Origin of the sequence: Noviherbaspirillum cavernae, assembly GCF_003590875.1 — a bacterium.
GTDB classification, from domain to species: Bacteria; Pseudomonadota; Gammaproteobacteria; order Burkholderiales; family Burkholderiaceae_D; genus Noviherbaspirillum; species Noviherbaspirillum cavernae.
On record NZ_QYUN01000003.1, the window covers coordinates 341,575 to 362,078 of the forward strand.

Below are 20,504 nucleotides of genomic sequence, written 5' to 3' on the forward strand. Positions count from 1 at the left end.
CTCTTGCTTTTTTGGCAAATGATGGAGCATGCGCATATGCGCACGCGTGCCCTGCCGCACCGTCACCGCAATAGGCACGCGCTTCAAGCCACGAGGTGTTTCTCGATGGCGTAGCGAACCAGATCGGCGCCATTGTCGACATCCATTTTTTCCATGATCCGCTTCTTGTGCGTGCTGACGGTCTTGGCGCTCAAGCCCAGGTCCGCAGCGATCTGGCTGGTGGACTGCCCGGCGACGATCATGAAGAAAATCTGCCGTTCCCGTTCCGACAGATTCTCATGCGGTTTCTTGTCATCCGCACCATCGAATACCAGCTTGTCGACCATTGCAGGATCAATGTACTTTCCGCCGCCGGCCAGTTTCTGGATGGCTTCGATCAGGCGCTCGGGGTCGGCATCCTTGGTCAGATAGCCGCCCGCCCCCGCCCTCAAGGCCGCGCCCGCAATCTTGCCGACGTTATGCATGCTGAGAATCAGAATCGGCAAGCCCGGCTTCTGCTTCTTGATCTCCTTGATCAGCTCGATGCCGCTCAGGCCCGGCATGGTCATGTCCAGCGTCAGGACGTCGCAATCCGTCTTGCCGATCTGCCTCTGCACGTCGGCGCTGTCCACGGCCTCTCCGACCACCACCATGTCCGTGGTGCTGGCAATGATCCGCTTCAAGCCCGCGCGCATCATGGCGTGGTCATCGGCGATGAATACTTTCGTTGTCAACTTGCTCACTCAATCACTCATTCAATAAAGGAATGGACGCGAACACTGCCGTTCCCGCCCCCAGGGAACTGAGAATCATGATCTCTCCGCCCAGCGTCACCGCTCTTTCCCGCATGCCGCGCACACCGAAGGTTTTCTTGCTGTTGCCCCGGCCCGACTCAAAACCCGCGCCATCGTCCTTCACATGCAGGTGCAGATGCCCTTCCACGATTTCAAGCGTCACCTCGATATGTCCTGCGTTGGCATGTCGCGCAACATTGGTGAGCGATTCCTGGAGAATCCGGAACACCCCCGTGGCCCGTTCGTCATCAAGCACCATGCCTTCGTCAAGCCGGTTATTGAAGTTACAGGGTATCCCTGCACTGGACTGGAAATTCTCCACCAGCCACTCCACCGCGAGCACGAAGCCGATATCGAGTGCCGCCGGTCTGAGATGCGAAGAAATGTCCCTGACGATGCGCAGGATGCCGTCAATGGTTTCCCGCATGCGGCCGGCGGCTTCCGTCAGCGGCGCGCTTGGCGCCCCGAGCGCCTTGGGCAGCATCATCACATCCATTCTCAGCACCGTCAGGCGCTGTCCCAGCTCGTCATGGATTTCGCGCGCGATGCGCCTTCCCTCCTCTTCCTTGACGACCATCTGATGCGCCGACAAGGCCCGCAGCATTTCCCGCGACTGCTCTATCTCCGCTTCGTGCTCCTTGCTCTGGCTGATGTTGAAAATGACGCCGTCCCAGATCGTTCCCCTGACGCCGACGTTTCGCGGCGTGGCCCGCAGGTTCACCCACTTCACCCATTGGCCCGCAACCTCCAGCCGGCCTTCCCAGTTCCACAGGGACAGGGTGTTTGCGGAACGGATTCTGGATTCGTGAAATGCCTCTCGCTCCGCCCGATGCAGCAGGCCGAGAAACGCGGAGGGATTGGCGGCAATGTCGTTCGAAGTCAATCCGCAGACTTCATTGGAGCCGTCGCTGACATAGGTGAATTCGACGGCCTCGCCGGTTTGCTGGAGCTGAAATACCATCCCCGGGATGTTGGAAGAGATGCTCTCCAGGCGCTCCCTGCTTTCACGCAAGCGGTCCTCGAGCTTGTTGTCGGTAATGTCCTGCAGCGTACCCGCCATCTTGAGCGGCCGGCGGTATACGTCGAACGCGAGCTCCCCCTGCATATGCACGACCCGTTCGATCGCCCCCTGCGTGACGATGCGGAATTCGATGCTGAACGGACTTCCTCGCAAGGCGGCATCGACCGAATCTTTCACGAACTCCCGGTCGTCGGGATGCACTTGCCGCAGACAGGCATCGAGGTTGGGCGGCGTTCTGCCAAAAATGAGATAGGTCTCGGCCGACCAGGTGAAGATGTCCTGCCGAATGTTCCAGTCCCAGGTGCCGAGCAATGCGACGCGATGCGCGCTCCGCAAGCTGCGCTCGCTTTGGCGCAATGCATTTTCTGCAAGCCGGCGACGCGTGACGTCTTCAATGATGCTGAGGTGGTAAGGCTCGCCCTTTTCATTCGGCGCCAACGAGACGGTGACGTTGACCCAGAGGTACGTGCCGTTCTTGTGGGCATAGCGCTTTTCCCTTGAGTAGCTGGGAATCTTGAGCAGATAAAGATCACGCAGGAAGCGGTGATCGGCTTCCACATCATCCGGATGCGTAATGTCCTCGAAATTCCTGATCAATAACTCGGCGCTGTCATAGCCCACGATCTCGCAGAAGCGCTTGTTGACTTTCAGCCATTTCCCGTTCGGCGTGCCGATGGCCATGCCCATCGCCGATTGCTCGAATGCACTCCGGAACAACTCGCCGCTGAACGCATTCGCACCATCCGCTGCGGAACGCGGATTCTCGTCTTGTCGGCCGCCTGAAATGTGAAACACATTGATCGGGATTTTTTTTTGTTCTGTCATCCTGCGTTTCCTTTCATCCCATTTGCCCGATGGCAACTGAACGAAACTCTAGCAATTAACAACAGCACTTTCAACAATGTTGTTTTGGCAGGCCATGCGCTGACCGGCTTTGTCCGCAGCAGCCGATATGATTGTGGCAACCATCAACGCGCCTCCGCTTTCTCGCATGCCTCCCGCATTCATCGTGCTTCTTTGCTTTCCGTCATTCCCGCTGCTGTCGCCTTGCGCCAGAATCGATCGCAAGACATACATGATCGCGAGGATTCATACGCCATGTTCTCTTCCGCCCGCCTCCTGCTCCTGTGCGCGCTGACGTCTCCGCTCGCTGTCGCCGCGCCCGCACGCGTGCTGTCCGCCACCGCATACGGCGACATCACGTTCGGCTCCAGGCTCGTCGATGTGGAAGCCGGACTGGGACAGAAAGCAACGCCCGCAAAGCGCGATGCGGCATGCGCCTATGTCAGCTTCAGGAAGATGCCGAAAGTGCGCTTCATGGTGGAGAACGGCATCGTCACACGTGCCGATGCCAGGGCGGGCGTGCCAAACTCCGCCGGAGTCGCCGTCGGGGCTTCCCTGACCGGCGTCAAGACACGACATCCGGATGTGCGCATCACGCCGCACAAGTATGAAGACAACGGCCACTACCTGATTTTTCCGGATGCGAACGAGAACGCAGCCCTGGTCATGGAAGAAGTCAATGGCAAGGTCACCGCGATTCGCGGCGGCCTCCAGCCGTCCGTCGGATATGTCGAAGGATGCCTGTAGCCGCGACGTACTGCTTCGCAGTCGGGGGACTGTTCATGCCGACCCGCATTCCATATGACGGGCGCGGCAGGTATTGGAACCAACGTGTCAATGTCCACCACTGATCCCTCATCGAAGCGACATGCGATGACGTATTCCGAGGATGGATCTCGCACGCGACCGACATCGAAAATGGTTTCCCGTCTCTTGCAGCCAATACTTGAAAGATTCTGATCATGACTATCCCCCGGATCGGCGCGGCAATTGCAGGCGCATCACCGCAACACCATCGTGAAAATGAAGTGCGCCCCGAAATCGCGGCACCCGTTGCAACAAGCGCAACCACCCTGATGCAAACCAATGCGACTCTGTCGCCTCCTGCGAAAAGCCAGTCCACCATCGAACTGCTGAAGCGCTTTCACAATCTGAACCTGAGTCTTCCCCCCGCCAATGCGCAAGCGAGCCCGGCGCGTCAGTTGAAGCCGTACACGCCAGACTTGTCAGAGAATTTCCGGAAACTGGTCAAATCGGAGTTTGAAACGATCGCCATGTCCTTGAAGGAATGCTTCAATGCCGAGCGCGAGACTCTGGAGAGAATGAGCGGACTTGAAGCGAACCTGCCAATGGCCGCATTGATCGCGGCGATACTCAAGACGGCGCACGATCAGGATATCGGACTCGAAGGAGAACACCTGGACGCCATGTTCAAGGACGCCAACAGGGCATGTCAAATTGCCGCGCTCAAAATCGGAATGACACTGCCCGGCGAATTCAAGCTCGCGGCAAATACAATGCCTCCGCTGATGAAGAATTTTGATCAGACCCCGCTCAAGGACATCCCGGAAGGACAGCGATGGAAAATGCTGGGAATTGACCATTGCAAGATCGAGGTATTGAAGCACTGGTTCGCCCACAACCAGACTCTCAAGACGCACAACATCGACGTTGATCACTTTTTGTTCGGATATATTTTTGATTCTGAAAAATCATATTTATTCGGCACAACCAAGGCGATGTTGTCAGCGATGAGGAATGCGGAAGATAAAACCGCCTATCCGGATTTGGCGCAATTGAAAGAGCTCCACGTACTGGCCACAGAACAGAATCCAGCCATCAGATCCGGCGAAATCTTCGATGGCGTCAAGGATGGCAAGTTCGAGGCGGATGTTTCGTTCAATGTGCGACCCGGCCACACGCTCACCGACGATGGCATGAAAGAGCTCCACAGCTTTTTTGAAGGACTCAGAATAGGTGCTGATGAACCTGACATGATTGACATCACCCAGTCCACATCGACATATACAACGGTCAGCCGCGGTGGAATTTCAGCAGAGGCACTGGAAAGGAAAGCGGAGGAAAAATTTTCTGCATATCGTGCGGAAGTCGAGGCAGCGAAGGAAGATGCCAATCCGCAGGCCCGTGCCGACCGGTGTGCGAAAGCTGCGATTGACCTTTGCCAGTGGCTGGAGCGGGCACATCTGTTTGGAGACGGCAACGCGCGCATATGCCATCTCCTGCTCAATCAGGAACTGGCGCGACATGGAGAGCCATTGGCCATTTTTGACGATATCAACAAATTCGACGGGCACTCGCGAGATGAGCTTTTCAAACTGCTGCGAGAAGATGCACAACCCAGATACCTCACGTTATGCGCCAGGGCGTCTTGACGACACACACCGGAATGGATCGCGCGTTACTGCATGAACGCTAGCGAAAATTCATCACACCGTAACAAATCCTTCGTATGATCTGGTCATCCTGCGTACACGCAACCGATATGCGTGATGCAGGACAGGTGAGCCGGACTCCGACAGACAGGAGCCGCCTCACCACCACTCCCCCATGCTGAACGACCATCATCGGTCTCACGATGTTCCCGTGAAAAACCCTGGAGACGGCGCAGGGCTGCATCCTCATCCGCTCAAGCAGTCACGGCGCGCAGCGGCTGCATCCGAGGTGCTGCCCGACCTGCCAGGCTTGTTGAAATCGGTTGGCTTCAGCGCAGACATCGTGCCGGTATTCGAAGTACTCTATGTCCATGCATGCTTCGCCGGCATGGCGATGTCCGCAGCGCTCCGCCATCTGCCGATGCCGCGCTAGACTTCCTCACGGGAATCCCATACGACCATGAAACAGGATCCACGCTTTCCCAATCTGCACATCCTCGATCATCCGCTGATCCAGCACAAGCTCACCCATATGCGCGACAAGAACACCTCGACGCGCACCTTTCGCGAACTGCTGCGCGAGATCACGCTGCTGATGGGATATGAAATCACGCGCAACCTGCCGCTGACGACGACGCGCATCGAGACGCCACTGCAAGTCATCGACGCCCCCATCATCGCCGGCAAGAAGCTGGTGGTGGTGCCGGTGCTGCGGGCCGGCATCGGCATGAGCGACGGCTTGCTGGAGCTGGTGCCGTCGGCCCGTGTCGGCCACATCGGCGTCTATCGCGATCCGCAAACGCTCCAGCCGGTGGAATATCTGGTGCGTCTGCCGGACCTGTCCGGGCGCCACTTCATCCTGTGTGACCCGATGCTGGCAACCGGCAACTCGGCGGTGCACGCGGTCAATGTCTTGAAGCAGCGCGCCGTCACGGATGAGCAGATCATCTTCCTCGCATTGGTCGCGGCACCGGAGGGCATCACGGTATTCCAGAACGCGCATCCCGACGTGAAGGTCTATGTCGCCGCACTCGATTCGCACCTGAACGATCATGCCTACATCGTGCCCGGCCTCGGCGATGCGGGCGACCGGCTGTTCGGCACCAAATAGCTTTCACCGAGCGGCGCGCATGGCGTTTCGACCGCGCAATGGGCAGCGGCGGCGATGCTTCATCGCCGCCGCTGCATGCAACATCCGCTCACGTCCAGGTCACGTGCTCTTCTTCGAGCGCGACGTCACGTCGACGATTTCCTGCTGCGTCCGCGCACTGTCTCCCGCCAGTTTTTTCGCCTGCTTCCAGAGCATGGCGGGCGTTTCGCGCATGAATTCCCGCAGAGTCGGCAGGTCGAAGGTGATGGCGCGCATGAGTCGGCCGCGTTCGCCGGTATCGGACAACAATTGCGGCCAGCAGGACGGCCGCATGATGGGATGCCGCAGATAGGCGGTGCCGGCGGTCAACTGGCGCACACGATGAACCCGCGCTGCCGGCTGGATGCTTTCCGCAACGAAATTCAATCCGCACCAGACCGATGCGGTGAGCGATGCCCAGAAGCGCGGATTGCATTCGATCAAGTAGATGTCGCCGGTCGCTTTCTCGATGCGCGCATCGATATGCATCACGCCGTGGTATCGACTTTTCTGGCACAGTTCCGCCGCGATTCTTTCCAGATGATGGTTGGACACGAAATTGACTTCCGCGCCGTTCAACTGCTGAATCGCAAACGCCGACATCGCGCCATGTCTGGATAGCACGCTGAGGTCGATGTCCTCGCCATCGATATAGCGCTGCGCAATCAGCGGCGCATACTGGTACTGCGCATTGTTGAGGATTTCACGGTCGAAGTGCGCCCTGCTCGTCACGATCTGCACGCCCAGCGAACCAGCCTGATTGACCGGCTTGAGCACGAATGGCAGACCCAGCGTGGAAACCAGCGTATTGAAATCGGCCTCGGATTTCGACCCGATGCAGTGCGTCTCGGGAACCGGCAGCGCATGCTGCGTGCAGAATTGATGGAACAGCCATTTGTCGTCGAAGCGTTCCAGCATCGGCAGCTCGGGGATAGGTGTGACGCCCATGGTGATCCTGTCGCGCACGCGGTTGACGAGCCTGATGCCATCGCAGTCGCAGGGAATCATCAACATGTGCGGCATCCTGGCGGCCAGCTCGTTGACCATGCTCACGAAGCGCTCATCATCGCCGCCCTGAAAATCGATCACGCGCTGGCTGTCGCACAGCGAGGACCAGCGCAACGGACGCGTATCGCTGCCGCCCACCACCATGCACTTGGCATCGGTGTAGCTGCGGATGGCCTGCAGTACCGCAGCGACAATGCGCCTGCTATCGCCGACCACCAGAAAATTCAGCATTTGTTCTCCCCTTGTATTGTCTTTTTCAGAACATGTTTACCGTTTGTAATTTACTTGCATGGCGGAAGCATGAATTGATTGCAGACAATGTTCCCGGCGGCAGGATTGCGAAAAATCATGCATGCCGTCGAACAGCGGCAGATCGAAATCGCACATCACGAGACGGCGTCACGGACATACGCGCCTATTCTCCATATGCCTTATGCGCGAACTACTGCGCCGTTGCGGTATCCATCCATCAGGCGCGGAATGGCATCGCGAGCGTGCTTGCCGGGAAGACAAACGTCCGTCACGGTGAATTGTCCAATGGCCAATGCTTGTTTCCTTGTCGCCATCATCCACCTTCCCGGAACAGCACATGAGTGTCGCAACATCCTCCGCATGCGACGAAGGCGTCATCCAGGGAACGCCCGCCGCCACGCCCTGCAGCGTCCGCGCACGGCCATGGGTACTGGCGACGACCATTCTGGCATCGGGCATGGCCTTCATCGACGGTACCGTGGTGAACGTGGCTCTGCCTGCGCTGCAGAATGAATTCCATGCGAGCGCGGCAAGCGCGCAATGGGTGATCGAATCGTACGGCCTGCTGCTGACCGCATTGCTGCTGGTCGGCGGCGGCGCAGGAGACCGCTTCGGACGACGGCGCGTGTTTGCGATCGGCGTCGCCGTGTTCGCGCTGGCGTCCGTGTGGTGCGGCCTGGTCGGCTCGATCGAGCAGCTCATCATCGCAAGGGCAATGCAGGGAGTGGGCGGCGCCTTGCTGATACCCGGCAGTCTTGCCCTGATCAGCGCATCCTTCCCGGAAGACATACGCGGCAAGGCGATCGGCGTCTGGTCCGGCTACACCGCGATCACCGCCGCGCTCGGTCCGGTGATCGGCGGCTGGCTCATCGAACATCTTTCGTGGCGCTACGCCTTCTTCATCAACGTGCCGCTCGCGCTGCTCATCCTCGCGCTGGCCTTCCGGTACGTGCCGGAAAGCCGCAACACGGATGATGCCAGGCAGCCTGACTGGCTGGGCGCGGTGCTGGCCAGCGTCGGACTCGGATGCTTCGTGTATGGCGTGATCGAATCGGCCACGCTGGGATGGCGCGATGCGCGCGTGCTCGGCGCGCTCGCAGCCGCGCCGGTGGCCGTGGCCGGCTTCATCGCGGTCGAACGCAGGCATCCCGCGCCGATGCTGCCGCTGCATCTGTTCCGCTCGCGCAATTTCAGCGGTGCGAATCTGCTGACGCTCTTGCTCTATTCGGCGCTCGGCGGCGGCTTGTACTTTTTCCCGCTCAACCTGATCCAGGTGCAGGGATATTCGGCCACGGCGGCAGGCGCGGCCCTGCTGCCCTTCGTGCTCTGCATGTTCCTGCTGTCGCGCTGGGCGGGCGGACTGGTGGACCGCTACGGCGCGAAGCGTCCGCTGGTGATCGGCCCGGCGATTGCGGCGCTCGGCTTTGCGATGTTTGCGCTGCCCGGCATCGGCGGCAGCTACTGGAGCACCTTCTTCCCGGCGGTGCTGGTGCTGGGATTCGGCATGACGGTCAGCGTCGCGCCGCTCACGACGACGGTCATGAATGCGCTCGACAGCAAGCTGGCGGGCGTGGCCTCCGGCGTCAACAACGCGGTATCGCGCGCCGCCGCGCTGCTGGCGATTGCGGTGCTCGGCATCGTCATGAGCCACGGCTTCAACCATGCATTCAAGGAGTCCATCAATGCATCGACCGTGACACCGCCGCTCTTGAGCCGGATCGTGGCGCAGCAAGACAAGCTGGCCGCGATCGAAGTGCCCGCCGAGGCCGCGCAGGTCGAACGGGATGTCATCAAGACCGGCGTGGCGGCGTCCTTCGTGTACGGTTTCCGATGGGTGATGCTGCTTTCCGCCCTGCTCGCCCTTGCCAGTTCGCTGATCGCGTGGCGGATGATCGAGGATCGTCCGCAGCGATCGTCACTGCGCGCCGGTCCGGGCGGATGATTTTGCCGTTGAAGATTTTTCCGGCTTTCTGGCCGGCTTCGGCTTGTTCACTGCCTTGATCGAGGCGTCTGCGCTCACCTGTTCTTCAATCAGGCCGATCATCCACTGTATCGCCGGATCGTTGTCCGACATGGCGTGCCAGTAAAGATAGAGGTCTACGGTCTTGTCCGGCAGCGGGAAGCGGTGGAGTTCGATGTCCGATCCCTGCACGGCGAGCTCCGCGATGGGCGACATGATCGTCAGGAGCAGATTCGTCTTGCTCACGACGAGACAGGCGGAATGGTAATCGGTGCAACGCAGCGATATATCCCGTTTCAAACCATGCGCCGCCAGTTCGAAATCCTCGAAACCCCGGCCGTTGCTGCTTCCCGTGACCAGCACATGCTTATGTGCCATGTAGCTGTTCATCGAAAGGGTTTTCCGGATGCCGGGATGCCCCTTGCGCGCCACTACCGCAAGATCGCTTCGCAGTATCAGTCGACTTCTGATGTCCGGCCCCGTCGGCCGCAACACGTTCAACGCGAGGTCGATCGCCCCGGTGCTCAATTTCTCCTCCAGCTCGTAGCGCCCCAGCAGCGAGCAGGAGAGCTCCACGCCGGGCGCGCCGGCCTCGATCACGGGCATCAGTCTCGGCAGCATGACGGATTCGAACCGATGCGGCCAGCCGATGTGGATGCGCTTGCGGCTGGATGTCGGATCGAAGTCTTCGATTTCGCCGAGACCCTGCTTGATCGCCGTCAGCGACGGTTTGACGTACCGGATCAGCTTGTGTGCCGCCGGCGTCGGCACCATCCTGCCGCCCTGGCGCACGAACAGCGGATCGTTCACGACCGTGCGCAGGCGGGCGAGCGCATGGCTGAGTGCCGGCTGCGTGAGGTTGAGCTGCTCGCTCGCCCGCGTCAGCGAACCCTCCGCATAGATCCTTTCGAAGATCACGAAGAGATTCAGGTCGATGCGCTCTATATGCATGGTTTTAATTCTGCGAATTAGAAAATGTCATTTGACCGGGGGAATACATATTTACATACTGCCCATGCAGGTGTGTGATGCGCCGCGTTCTTGCAGCATCGGCATGCCCGCAACGACATTGACATTATCCACACCACAAAAGAGAAAAATGATACGAGAGACACGTCCCCTGCTTCTGGCATTATCCATCGCCGCCGCATTCTCCGCCCCGACCGCCATGGCCGAGAATGTCAAAATTGCATTTATCGACACGCTGTCCGGCCCGTTCGCCCCGATCGGACAGAACCAGCTGAACAGCTACAAGATGTTTGCCGAGCAGGCCAACAAGCAGAAGCTGGCCGGTGACAATACCATTGAAGTGGTTGGCTTCGACAACAAGGGCAGCCCGCAGGAATCGCTGACGCAACTGAAGACAGTCATTGATCAGGGCTATCGCTACATCACGCAGGGTAACGGCTCCGGCGTTGCGCTGGCATTGGTCGATGCGGTCAACAAGCACAACGAGCGCAATCCCGGCAAGGAAATCGTCTTCCTCAACCACTCCGCGATCGACCCGGACCTGACCAACAGCAAGTGCAGCTTCTGGCACTTCAGCTTCGATGCCAACTCCGACATGAAGATGGAAGCACTGACCACCTTCATGGCGAAGGACCAGGGCATCAAGAAGGTCTACATCATCGGCCAGAACTACGCGTTCGGACATCAGGTGACGCGTGCCGCGAAGAACTACCTGAAGCGCAAGCGTCCTGACGTGCAGATCGTCGGCGACGACCTGCATCCGATCGGCCAGGTGAAGGATTTCTCTCCGTACGTGGCGAAGATCAAGGCTTCCGGCGCGGACACCGTCATCACCGGCAACTGGGGTGCCGACCTCGCCTTGCTGGTCAAGGCCGCCAAGGATGCGGGCCTGACCGCCAACATCTACACCTACTACGGCGTCACCACCGGCGTGCCGACCGCGATGGGCGCAGCCGGCGCGGAACGCGTGAAGTATGTCGGCTACTGGAACGTCAATAACGAAACCTATTCCGGCAAGGACATCGTCGATTCGTTCAAGAAGAAGTACAACGACGACTTCTACGTGCTGGCAACCTACACCGCCGTCAACATGCTGTCGAAGGCGATCAAGGATGCGAAGTCAGCCGACCCCGTAAAGGTCGCCACCGCACTGGAAGGCATGAAGTTCAAGAGCCTGAACGGCGAAGTCGAGATGCGCAAGGGCGATCACCAGCTGCAGCAGCCGATCTACATCGCAACCTGGACCAAGACCAACAACAAGGACGTGAAGTTCGATCAGGAAAACACCGGTTATGGATGGAAGACGGATCAGAAGATCGATACCTATGTCGCCACCCAGCCGACATCCTGCCAGATGAAGCGTCCGTCCTGATGCAGATGCATCTATCGGGAATTCAGTAACTGACTGACACGGGGAACCTTCATTCATGCGGGTTCCACCGTCACGCACTATTGAAATTTCGAAGATTGATGCAACAACGGTCCGTCACTCCGGCGCACGCCGGAGTGACGGACCGAGTATCAAGTATTTGCTGTTTTTCTGACCTGCCTAATCAGGCACGGTGATCGCCCCTTCCCTGACCTCAATCCTGTTGCCAGCCGCGGGTTGAAGCGCAATGTGCGGAACATTGGCATCGGTCAGCGTCGTCGCCGCCGAGCTTCTTGCCACCGCACGCACCACTTGCGACGGCGGCAGCGGCGCATTCGCGGTCAGTCGGGCGTACATCAAATCCAGCGCGCGGATGCCGTATACATGCAAGGGCACGAGCACGCGCGGGTAAAAGGCGACCAGCGCATCAAAATGGTTGGCGTCCGTGATTTCGTAGTAATGCAGATCGGAGCGTTTGTCGGCACGACGGTTCAATGCTGCGTAGGGCCGCGATGTGTGGTTGACCGGCAGGAGCGTATCCGAACGGCCATGCACGATGATGGTCGGCTTGCCATTCAAGTCGCCATTGACACGGACTTCCTTCAAGCCGTGGCGGACACGTTTCGCCAAGTCTTTTTCCTTGCTGGAAAGCAGCGTATTACCGACGCCGTTCCCGCTCGACAGACGGCGCAAACACATTGCTCCATCGATGTTGTAATCCGCCTTCAGGGTGCTGGCCGAGACCGACAGCGTGTCCTTGGCAGGACCGCCCACCGCATTGTCGTTGATGACGGTCAGCAGGCCGGCGGCCAGGCCCGAGCCCGTTCCCCAGAATTGCTTGAGCGCTGCCTCGGCGGGCGCGCCGGGAATCGTGGCGCCGACACCGCCGACGCTGTATCCGCAGACCGGCTCGGTCACCGATGTCCGGGCATAGGCACTGGCGTATGCGCTGGCGACAAGGTTGGTGAATTCAAATCCGAAATGGCTGTCATGCAACTGGTCGCTGTCAGGCTCCCAGCCGTAGGCATGCAGTTTTTCCAGCGCGTCGTTCGCCTGTTCGGTCAGGTTCGCGCCGCTGATGACACCCAGCTGCGTCAGCGCCGCGCACCGGTTCGCCGCCAGCGCGGCATTCACGAAGACCGACGTGACCTTGAGCGCGGGCGCTTGCGTCGCGCACGCCTGCAACAGGTTCGCATAGGTAAAGTAGTCATACAGCGGCTTGCCTGCATTGGCAATGACCTTGCTGCCCCGCTTGACCAGGAGCTTCGCATGCTCAGAGATGTTGACTTGCGGTTCTGCCACCGCGATGCCGCTGATCATGCCCTCGCTATCCTGTTCCGCGGCCTGGATGGCTGCGCCGGCACCATTCGAGATGCTGGACGCGATCACGATGGTATTGCCGGGTGCGAAGCGCTTCCCCGGGAACTGCTTGTTGAGCACATAGAAGGCCGTCTTGATGGACTCCAGGGTTGACTTGCCCCAGTCACTCTCGGGATTCTGTCTGGAGTGCGCCTGCTTGAGCGCGAAGCGGTTCGGATTCGCGATACGGTACGCGCCGAGGTTGCCATCAAGCAGGTTGGCGTTGAAGACCAGATCGGTCCTTTGTCCTGCCTGCACCAGGGTGCCATCGATCGCATAGGCACGGTCATGGTCGAGATCATGCGCGCCGATTCCGGTCCCCTTGTCGTTGTACGCCACGGCGCAGCCCTTGTTGAGTGCCCATTCGCCGGTCGTCGGTGCCGCTCCGTACACGCCGCGTGAGCCGCTCGACGCTGCCGCCACAATGCACGGCTTGCTCGGGTTGAAGTGGCTGGGGATCTGCACCGCGATCGTCACATTGCGCCTGCCCGTCCCATCGTCGGAAACCGCGATGTACTCGTCGCCGATGTTTGCCTGCGCATCGATCTTCCCGTAGTAGGTGCCAAAGCCGCCTGCCGCAGTCACATCGACCAGACCGAGATACGAGCCCTTGATCTGCAGCGTGCGCAGTGCGGCGGGAGAAGGGTCGCTGCCGACGGGCACCGCGAACCCGATCAATGCCGCCACGCCGGGAGCTTCGCCCGTATGCAAAAAGCCGGTCCGGATGCCGTCATAACTCGTACGCACCGGTTCGCCGCGCAGGAATGAAGGTCGGCCTTGATGGGGCTTTTTTGAATTGCCTCGATCGCCATCTCGATCATTGTCGCGCTCGGCGGCGCTACTGATGCTGATGCCGCCAAGTGCCAGAAATGCGGCCAGGACACTGGCTGCGGTCGGGGAAATGCGCATGCGTTTGTCTCCTTGTAAAAGGCCATGCGCATGGCACGGCCCTGGTTAAGCGCTGTGCCGGTTCGCGCCTAGTCTCTGTCCCAGCCCGGCGGCCCTGCGTTCAAAAGCTGCTGCGCCCGCGCCCGGACTGATTCATCCGGGTTGTCGAGATTTGCCATTGGTCGATCCGGCGCTGTTGCCCGCATTCGTGCGGCATCCGCGAGGGCCGGCATCTGCCCGGGCATCGCGCCGTTTGCGGTGAGGATGGGCATCGTGGAGGCGGTCGGCGAGCTTCCGTCATCTGCGGTCGCCGTCGAACGGGAAGTTGTCCATGGATTCGCAATCGCGCCGTTGAGCACCTGCATCCCATCCTGGCGTGATGCGTCCGGCGACGGTTGATCGCAACCCGTCAAACCGGCGAGCGATGCCAATGTAAACAGGCATACGGCGTGGCGGAACAGGTATCTGAACATGTCCAATCTCCCCAATCAAAATCCATCCCACTGCCAGCTGTTCTGGAAACGCCTTCGTATATGGCGGACAAAGCCGCGACTGCGCTATCGGGTTTTACGGACTGCTTGAGAGGCACCATCGGGGCACCATCGAAATGACCCTGTGCCTGCAGGCGGCAGGCGTGATGCGGGCTTGTCTATGGAGGAGAGAGTAAGCACTTAAGCCATGGATGTTTTTGGTATATGCACATGGTAAGGACTTCCACAGGCCATGGGACTGACATACGTCAAACGGCCTGATCCGGGCAGATCGGATTCTGGATGCGATGGAATCGACCTGTTACTTGATGCATGCTGCCGGCAAAGCCGATGCCGGGCCTGGCCGGCGCTCGTCAGGCGCGGCGCAGTACGGCTGCACTCCCCGCTGCCTGATTTTCGCTCTGCTGCAAGCGCGATTGATACAGCGCCGCCACCAGATCGGACTGGGTGACGATGCCCACCAGTCTTTCATTGTCGTCCACCACCGGCAGGTGATGCAGGCCGGTGTCGGAGAACATCGGCACCAGACTCACGATCGGCTGATTGACCGAGGCGGTCCGTACGGCCGTCGTCATGATCTGTCCGACCACCTCCGGCTTTTCGGCGTGGGTGCCGGTCGTGCGCTTGAGGAAGCGGCGCAGCTTGTCCGAAAAGCCGTCGATCTCGTCGAGTTCGGACTGCTTGATGAAGTCGTACTGCGTGACGATGCCGATCACGCGATTGAAGCGGTTGACCACCGGCAGCGCCTTGATCCTGTGCTGGCGCAGCAGTCGCCATGCCGGCTGCAGTTCGGTGCCGAACTCCACCTTCACCACATCATGCGACATGATGTCGCCGCATTTCACCTCGCCGAAGCGGCGCTGGTAGGCATGCATCTCGGTCCGCGACAGAATTTCTTCCAGATCGTCGCGGCTGATGTCGAGCACCTGGTTGTACTGCGCCAGCGCCGCATCAAGGTCTTCCGGATTGACGCCCAGTCGTTCAGTGGGGCGCGCATCCGCCGTGCGGTGCTGGTTGGCATGATCCGTCGCAAAATGCGGATAGCGTCGTCCGCACAGCTTGTTGTAGGCGATGGCGGTCGCCAGCAGCAGGATCGAGTTCAAGGCGACGGGCGAGAGCGCGAAGCCGTAGCCATGCGCGGCGATGGCCGGCCCGCCAAGCGCCGCGCTCAACGCGACCGCGCCGCCCGGCGGATGGACGCAGCGCAGCGCGAACATGATGGCGATTGCCGCACCGACCGCGATGCTGGCCGCAGCCAGCGGAACGCCGATCAGTTTTGCGCAAGTCACCCCCACGAGCGCGGATATCACGTTGCCGCCCAACACCGACCACGGCTGCGCCAGCGGACTGGCCGGCACGGCGAACAGCAATACCGCCGACGCCCCCATCGGCGCGACCAGCCACGGCAGCACCGGATCGGAGCCGATCAGCCACTGGCTCAATACGGCAGTGATGAATATGCCAAGCAATGCGCCCACGAAGGATCGCGCCTTTTCGCGCGCATCGATTTTGACCGCTTCCGGAAAATAGCGACGCAGCCGGGAATGGAGTGAATTCATTTTCAGAAAAGACAAGTTACGCCGCCGCACGCTGCCTCACGGACACTTTGGAAAATTTTCCCCTCGACCGTTTCGGCAGGCGTGTGGCGTACAGAGAAATGGTTTGCAGCCAATCCGGCAAGGCGGCATGCTTGAACCACTCATGTCGATTCGCTACGCAACCACAAGCAGATTTTTTCGTGCGGCGGGGTACAAGCGGAAAACAAGCGGAAAAGAGGTCATGCCTTGTCAAGCCGGACCATATGATACCAAGGCGTTCATCACCTCACCTGGCATGGCGCAGCCCGCTTGTTTCCGAAACGGTCTGTCTGCGCTTACGCAAATCTGCCAGTGTCGAGGCCATCACGCGTTTTGTTACCAGCATGGCGGCTTCGGCAAGCCGCATGCACTGGGGATCATCACGCTGGTGGTGCTGGCTGTCGCCGTCATCGCCGGTGCCACACCGCTCTTCGGCAAGGCAAGCCGATATGTCGAAGTGATCGGTTTCTCGCTGACCTTCTTTTTCCATTTCATCCCGGGCGTGACCGAGACGACGACGCGACTGCCGCCTGGCGATCCTCTGTTTGCCAATGCGGACGTGCCCGAACTCAAGATCATTACAGGCGTCCTGTTCTTGCTGTTTGTCGTCGGCGCAATCCAGCAATACCGACGTCTCAAGCAATCCCCTGTAGATGACAATCGGACCAGCATTGACGCGCTGGTCCGGACGCGTTAGCCGGTGGTCAATGCCGATCTGCTCACTGCAGGCGCTTTCGCAATAGCGCCAGACGGTCTTGAATGCCCGCACCTTCCCTGATCTGCGGATTCGAATAGCCGTCGTCCTTGCCAGCTTCTTCTTCGCGCTGCTTGATGATCTGCCGGGCCGCCTGGTGCGCTTCATTGAACGACAGGGTCTGCGTGCGCAATTGTTCGTCGTACATCGCTCGTCCGAAATATGTCAGCTCGGAACTGCGGCCGCATCCGTAGGACGTATGTTCGGCATCGGCCGCCGTCACGACCAGGGTATTGTCATCGGCCAGCGGCGCGATCCAGCTGCCGGAATAACATGCGGAAATCGATATGACCCGGTACTTGATGCCGGCCTCATCCAGCCACGCCTTCAGTTCGGCAGGCTGAAGAGCCGCCACGTCCATCGGCCAGAAGCGGGCCGCCAGCTGGCCGTCGCGCGCGCCATGCGAGGTCAGGTGCATGAACAGGATGTCTTCCTTCGGGTCCATGATCGCCGCCATGCGCTTGATCGTGCGCTGCAGGTTCAAGGGCGTCGCCCACGGCCACTGCGCCACCGTTTCCGCATGGTTGACCAGTTGCATGATTCGGCCGTCCGCATCGAAACGCTGCGCCATCACTGCCGCCACCATCGCAGTCTCGCGACGGAATACATCCTCTTCAGCGTAGGGAGAAAAACCGATACCGTACAGATCGACGATGCCGGGACGCTGCGGCTTGATGCCATCCAGACGCTGCGTGAGCAGCTGTTGCCGGGACTCCATCAACTCTTGCGTCAATCTGAGGCGCTTCGCTGCGCTTGCGGCGTTCTTTTCTTCCGGATACCAGAACTCCGGTTGCTGCACGGCGAAGAACAGCGTCGTGGCGAGCGCGATCGCCAGAGCGCCCGCCAGCATGGCAGCGGGTTTGCGGTCGCCGCTGCGCAACAACAGGATCAATTGCGCCAGTACCAGCCACACCGCCGGCCCCAGCCACAGTGCCCACATTCCCCATGCGCCCAGGACCGTCTCCGTGTACAGGCCATTGCGAATCAGCACGACATACGCAAAGCCGCATGCGGTCGATATGACCAGTGTCAGCGCCAGCAGCATGGTGAACAGGTGCGCGGCACCGGGAGCGGCATCGGCCCCGCTGTCCGCGTGCGGTTGCGGGCGCATCGCGTAGCAGCCCCATGCCAACAGCGCGCTGGCGGACCAGCCGCCCGCAATCGCCTGCCAGTAGAACGTGGCCGGGCCAACGATGTACAGCCGTTGCAGCACAAGCGCCTGCACCAGACCGAGTGCCGTCAGCAGGGCGATCGTCCATGGCGTCGCGGACGTGCTCTGCCAGCGCGGCGGCATCAAGAGCGCGCATCTTCCACCTTCGATCAGGCACCGGAGCAGCGAAGGTGTCTGTTGCTGCGTTTGCTGCGGCGTTTGCCACACTTCATGTGCGGGTCCCGCTGTCGAGGAATCGTCCGGATGATTTGTCATGTTCTTGCAATCCTTTGGTATCGCCGCGCCGCACATGGCACATGGCAGTCTGGTCGCAACCTGCTTCGCTACGCCATGGAAACTACGAGAACCATCATGCCACGCGGCGTACCCAATCGCACCTTTTCCTGCAAGGTAGATGTTGCGCGCGACGGCGGCGAACGGGATGGCGGTGCGCCGTGCGCGATGTGGACGGCGCTCATGGCCGCAACCCCGCGCAAAGCGCATCGAACGCCTGGCGGTATTGCGCGGCCAGGGCTGCGGCCTTGCGCCGGAGTGGTTCCGCATCGGCGCTCAAGGCATGCAGAATTCCGGCGGCGATGGCATGCACTTCGGCGGTCGCCGGCATGCCCTCGTCCCAGGTGTCGGCATAAGCACGCACCTTGTCCACGCCGCCTGGTCGCGCCGGATGCCGCAGGTTGATACGCGGCAGCGCGTACGCCATGGCGACGATTCTGCCGTGCAGACTGCTGCCGCAATAGGCATGACTGCGGGCGAGCAGCGCGCAGATATCCCACAGATTCAGCGACGCGAATATCCTGCTCGCAGGCGCATGCATGCGCTGCGCGACACGTCGGTAGCAGGCAAGCTCGTCATGCCATGGTGCCGCGCCGGCGCGGAAAAACACGATGCCGTAACCAGTGGCCGCAGCGACCTGATCGAGTTGCGCAGCGATCTCCCGCAGCGTCGCATCATCGCCGTAACCGGCGCTGAACTGGACCGCGATGTATCCCCGAGGAAAAATCGTTCTCATCCGGGCGACCTCGCCCGCATCGGCGCGTTGTCGAATTCTTGCATCGAACAGATCGGCGACCATCACTGCCGGATCGGGCATGAGCCGCGTCGCGATGCCATGCGCCTGCAGCAGCGTCATGCTCTGTTTCTCGCGCACGCCGACGGCATCGGCTGCTCGCAGCCTGGCGAGGATCTCGGCACGCATCATCGCATCGCATTCATCGATCTCGACACCGCCGATGGCGTTGTGAATCATCTGTCCGACGTGCGGAAAGATGTCCCGCGACAACACGTAAGGTGCCAGTGCGTCGAGCCCGATCATGCGGCGCGCCCATGCCAGCCCGTCCTGTCGATTGCCGTCGTATTGCGCGACGATTGATCGCGCGTGGCGCGGCGTCTGCAGCATCACCGCCGCCTGCCACGCATCGCAGCCGAGCAGTTCGCCGCCCGCATGGATGACATTGACTGCGCAATGCTGCCACTGCGTCGCAAGACGAGCAATCGCCTCGACCCGATGCCCGCCCTGGTTGCGCATATCCCGCTCCGCCAGTCCGGCGAACACGATATTTTCATCATTCAGCAACGCAGCGGCAATGTGCGGAAAAAGGAGGTCGCCGAAATTATGGCGATCGAAAGCGCCAAACAGGATGGTGGGACATTCCTGCGCGACGAGCTCCCCCGGCATCGCTTCATGGACCATGTTGTGGCGGCGGGTGTGACCCCGACCTTGCGTGAGCCTCGCTGGATTTACCGAACCATCGTCAATGTGACCCATGTGACGCAAGGCCGATTGCATCACCCTCGCGCTTGAGCAGAGTGCGCTCACGGCGCTGCAACGCACCGGTGTCGGCAACGGCCTTGACAGCGGCGGCGAGAAGCGCCGCATGTTCTTCCCCGGACAAGCCTCCCGGCGCCATGAGCCGCTGCGGCGCTTGCCCGAACAGGACGACATGGAATACATAGGCAGCCAGATACGATCCGAGGATCGATGGATGGCTGTCGTCGCTTTCGTACAGCGGGATGCCGGGATCTGCCTTTCGCGCGAACAACCATGCGGGACCGACCGGTGCCACACTGATGCCGGGCTCCTTGCCGATGCTGTCGTATGCACGGTTCAACTCAGCCTGCGTCTGCGGCGCATGTGCCCTTGCCCATGTCAGGTACAGGATTGTTTTCGCGCCGGCGGCCTTGATCCTTTCATGGAACAGACGGATCGCATGCCGCGTCGCCGTGGGCTCGCGTAGCGGTAACAGGCTGTGCTCCTGCAATACGACGTAATCCCATTTCCCCCGCCCGATCACCGCCTGCGCCTGTCCCTTGTCCCAATGCGACTTCAGGCTCGCGCCGCCGACCGCAATCGTTTCGGCTTGCACCGGCCTTGCCACGCCGCTGACGGAGGCCAGGCGCGCAAGCAGCTGCGGCATGTCGTTGTAATACGTGTAACTGTTGCCGATAAAGAGAATCCGCATTGGCGGCAATTCGGCAGGCGCTGTCTGCGCCACGGTGGACACAAGCAATGCCAATGACAGGAAAAGAAGGCGGACAATCATGTTTTCA

The 20,504-nt window shown here is 60.4% G+C and carries 17 protein-coding genes; 7 read left to right on the forward strand and 10 right to left on the reverse strand.

The window, feature by feature from the left end:
• Positions 1 to 83: 83 nt before the first annotated feature.
• Both D3870_RS20155 and D3870_RS20160 read right to left on the reverse strand, forming a co-directional pair.
• A complete protein-coding gene (locus D3870_RS20155; RefSeq protein ID WP_277986380.1) occupies positions 84 to 722 on the reverse strand; it encodes a response regulator in 639 nt (212 codons plus the stop codon).
• A 4-nt stretch (positions 723 to 726) separates the two neighbouring features.
• Positions 727 to 2,619 carry a sensor histidine kinase gene (locus D3870_RS20160; RefSeq protein ID WP_119742857.1) on the reverse strand — a complete coding sequence of 631 codons (1,893 nt, stop codon included), beginning with the start codon at positions 2,617 to 2,619 and terminating at the stop codon, positions 727 to 729.
• Between the two features lie 273 nt (positions 2,620 to 2,892).
• On the opposite strand from D3870_RS20160, the gene D3870_RS20165 reads away from it, so the two are divergent.
• The 4 genes from D3870_RS20165 (at position 2,893) to upp (ending at position 6,141) form a co-directional block, all read left to right on the forward strand.
• Positions 2,893 to 3,384 carry a hypothetical protein gene (locus D3870_RS20165; protein WP_147375880.1) on the forward strand — a complete coding sequence of 164 codons (492 nt, stop codon included), beginning with the start codon at positions 2,893 to 2,895 and terminating at the stop codon, positions 3,382 to 3,384.
• Between the two features lie 215 nt (positions 3,385 to 3,599).
• Positions 3,600 to 5,030 carry a hypothetical protein gene (locus D3870_RS20170; RefSeq protein WP_119742859.1) on the forward strand — a complete coding sequence of 477 codons (1,431 nt, stop codon included), beginning with the start codon at positions 3,600 to 3,602 and terminating at the stop codon, positions 5,028 to 5,030.
• A 211-nt stretch (positions 5,031 to 5,241) separates the two neighbouring features.
• Positions 5,242 to 5,463: a hypothetical protein gene (locus D3870_RS20175; RefSeq protein ID WP_119742860.1), complete on the forward strand. Its 222-nt coding sequence runs from the start codon at positions 5,242 to 5,244 to the stop codon at positions 5,461 to 5,463.
• Between the two features lie 27 nt (positions 5,464 to 5,490).
• Positions 5,491 to 6,141: a uracil phosphoribosyltransferase gene (gene upp / locus D3870_RS20180; protein WP_119742861.1), complete on the forward strand. Its 651-nt coding sequence runs from the start codon at positions 5,491 to 5,493 to the stop codon at positions 6,139 to 6,141.
• A gap of 99 nt (positions 6,142 to 6,240) precedes the next feature.
• Here the strand turns inward: upp and D3870_RS20185 are convergent, their stop codons facing one another.
• Positions 6,241 to 7,398: an ATP-grasp domain-containing protein gene (locus D3870_RS20185; protein WP_119742862.1), complete on the reverse strand. Its 1,158-nt coding sequence runs from the start codon at positions 7,396 to 7,398 to the stop codon at positions 6,241 to 6,243.
• 358 nt (positions 7,399 to 7,756) lie between these two features.
• Between D3870_RS20185 and D3870_RS20190 the strand changes: the two genes are divergently transcribed.
• A complete protein-coding gene (locus D3870_RS20190) occupies positions 7,757 to 9,361 on the forward strand; it encodes a DHA2 family efflux MFS transporter permease subunit (RefSeq protein WP_119742863.1) in 1,605 nt (534 codons plus the stop codon).
• Here the strand turns inward: D3870_RS20190 and D3870_RS20195 are convergent.
• Positions 9,335 to 10,330, reverse strand: coding sequence for a LysR family transcriptional regulator (locus tag D3870_RS20195; protein ID WP_119742864.1), 996 nt, complete (start codon positions 10,328 to 10,330; stop codon positions 9,335 to 9,337). The two genes, D3870_RS20190 and D3870_RS20195, sit on opposite strands and share 27 nt — an antisense overlap.
• 148 nt (positions 10,331 to 10,478) lie before the next feature.
• On the opposite strand from D3870_RS20195, the gene D3870_RS20200 reads away from it, so the two are divergent.
• Complete coding sequence (locus D3870_RS20200) at positions 10,479 to 11,720, forward strand: branched-chain amino acid ABC transporter substrate-binding protein (RefSeq protein ID WP_119742865.1); 1,242 nt, start codon at positions 10,479 to 10,481, stop codon at positions 11,718 to 11,720.
• A gap of 177 nt (positions 11,721 to 11,897) precedes the next feature.
• Here the strand turns inward: D3870_RS20200 and D3870_RS20205 are convergent, their stop codons facing one another.
• From D3870_RS20205 to D3870_RS20215, 3 genes are all read right to left on the reverse strand, one after another.
• Entirely contained in the window at positions 11,898 to 13,985 is a 2,088-nt protein-coding gene (locus tag D3870_RS20205) for a 3-hydroxybutyrate oligomer hydrolase family protein (protein WP_119742866.1), read from the reverse strand.
• A 68-nt stretch (positions 13,986 to 14,053) separates the two neighbouring features.
• Positions 14,054 to 14,437, reverse strand: coding sequence for a hypothetical protein (locus D3870_RS20210; protein ID WP_119742867.1), 384 nt, complete (start codon positions 14,435 to 14,437; stop codon positions 14,054 to 14,056).
• Between the two features lie 371 nt (positions 14,438 to 14,808).
• Entirely contained in the window at positions 14,809 to 16,029 is a 1,221-nt protein-coding gene (locus D3870_RS20215) for an HPP family protein (RefSeq protein WP_340638457.1), read from the reverse strand.
• A 205-nt stretch (positions 16,030 to 16,234) separates the two neighbouring features.
• On the opposite strand from D3870_RS20215, the gene D3870_RS20220 reads away from it, so the two are divergent.
• Complete coding sequence (locus tag D3870_RS20220) at positions 16,235 to 16,729, forward strand: hypothetical protein (RefSeq protein ID WP_147375882.1); 495 nt, start codon at positions 16,235 to 16,237, stop codon at positions 16,727 to 16,729.
• Positions 16,730 to 16,751: 22 nt separating this feature from the next.
• Here the strand turns inward: D3870_RS20220 and D3870_RS20225 are convergent, their stop codons facing one another.
• From D3870_RS20225 to D3870_RS20235, 3 genes are all read right to left on the reverse strand, one after another.
• Entirely contained in the window at positions 16,752 to 18,212 is a 1,461-nt protein-coding gene (locus tag D3870_RS20225; RefSeq protein WP_158590528.1) for a C13 family peptidase, read from the reverse strand.
• 199 nt (positions 18,213 to 18,411) lie between these two features.
• Positions 18,412 to 19,647, reverse strand: coding sequence for a polysaccharide pyruvyl transferase family protein (locus D3870_RS20230; RefSeq protein ID WP_242490118.1), 1,236 nt, complete (start codon positions 19,645 to 19,647; stop codon positions 18,412 to 18,414).
• 61 nt (positions 19,648 to 19,708) lie between these two features.
• The gene (locus D3870_RS20235; protein WP_119742871.1) at positions 19,709 to 20,497 is read right to left on the reverse strand and encodes an SGNH/GDSL hydrolase family protein; all 789 of its coding nucleotides are present in this window, start codon (positions 20,495 to 20,497) and stop codon (positions 19,709 to 19,711) included.
• Positions 20,498 to 20,504 lie beyond the last annotated feature (7 nt).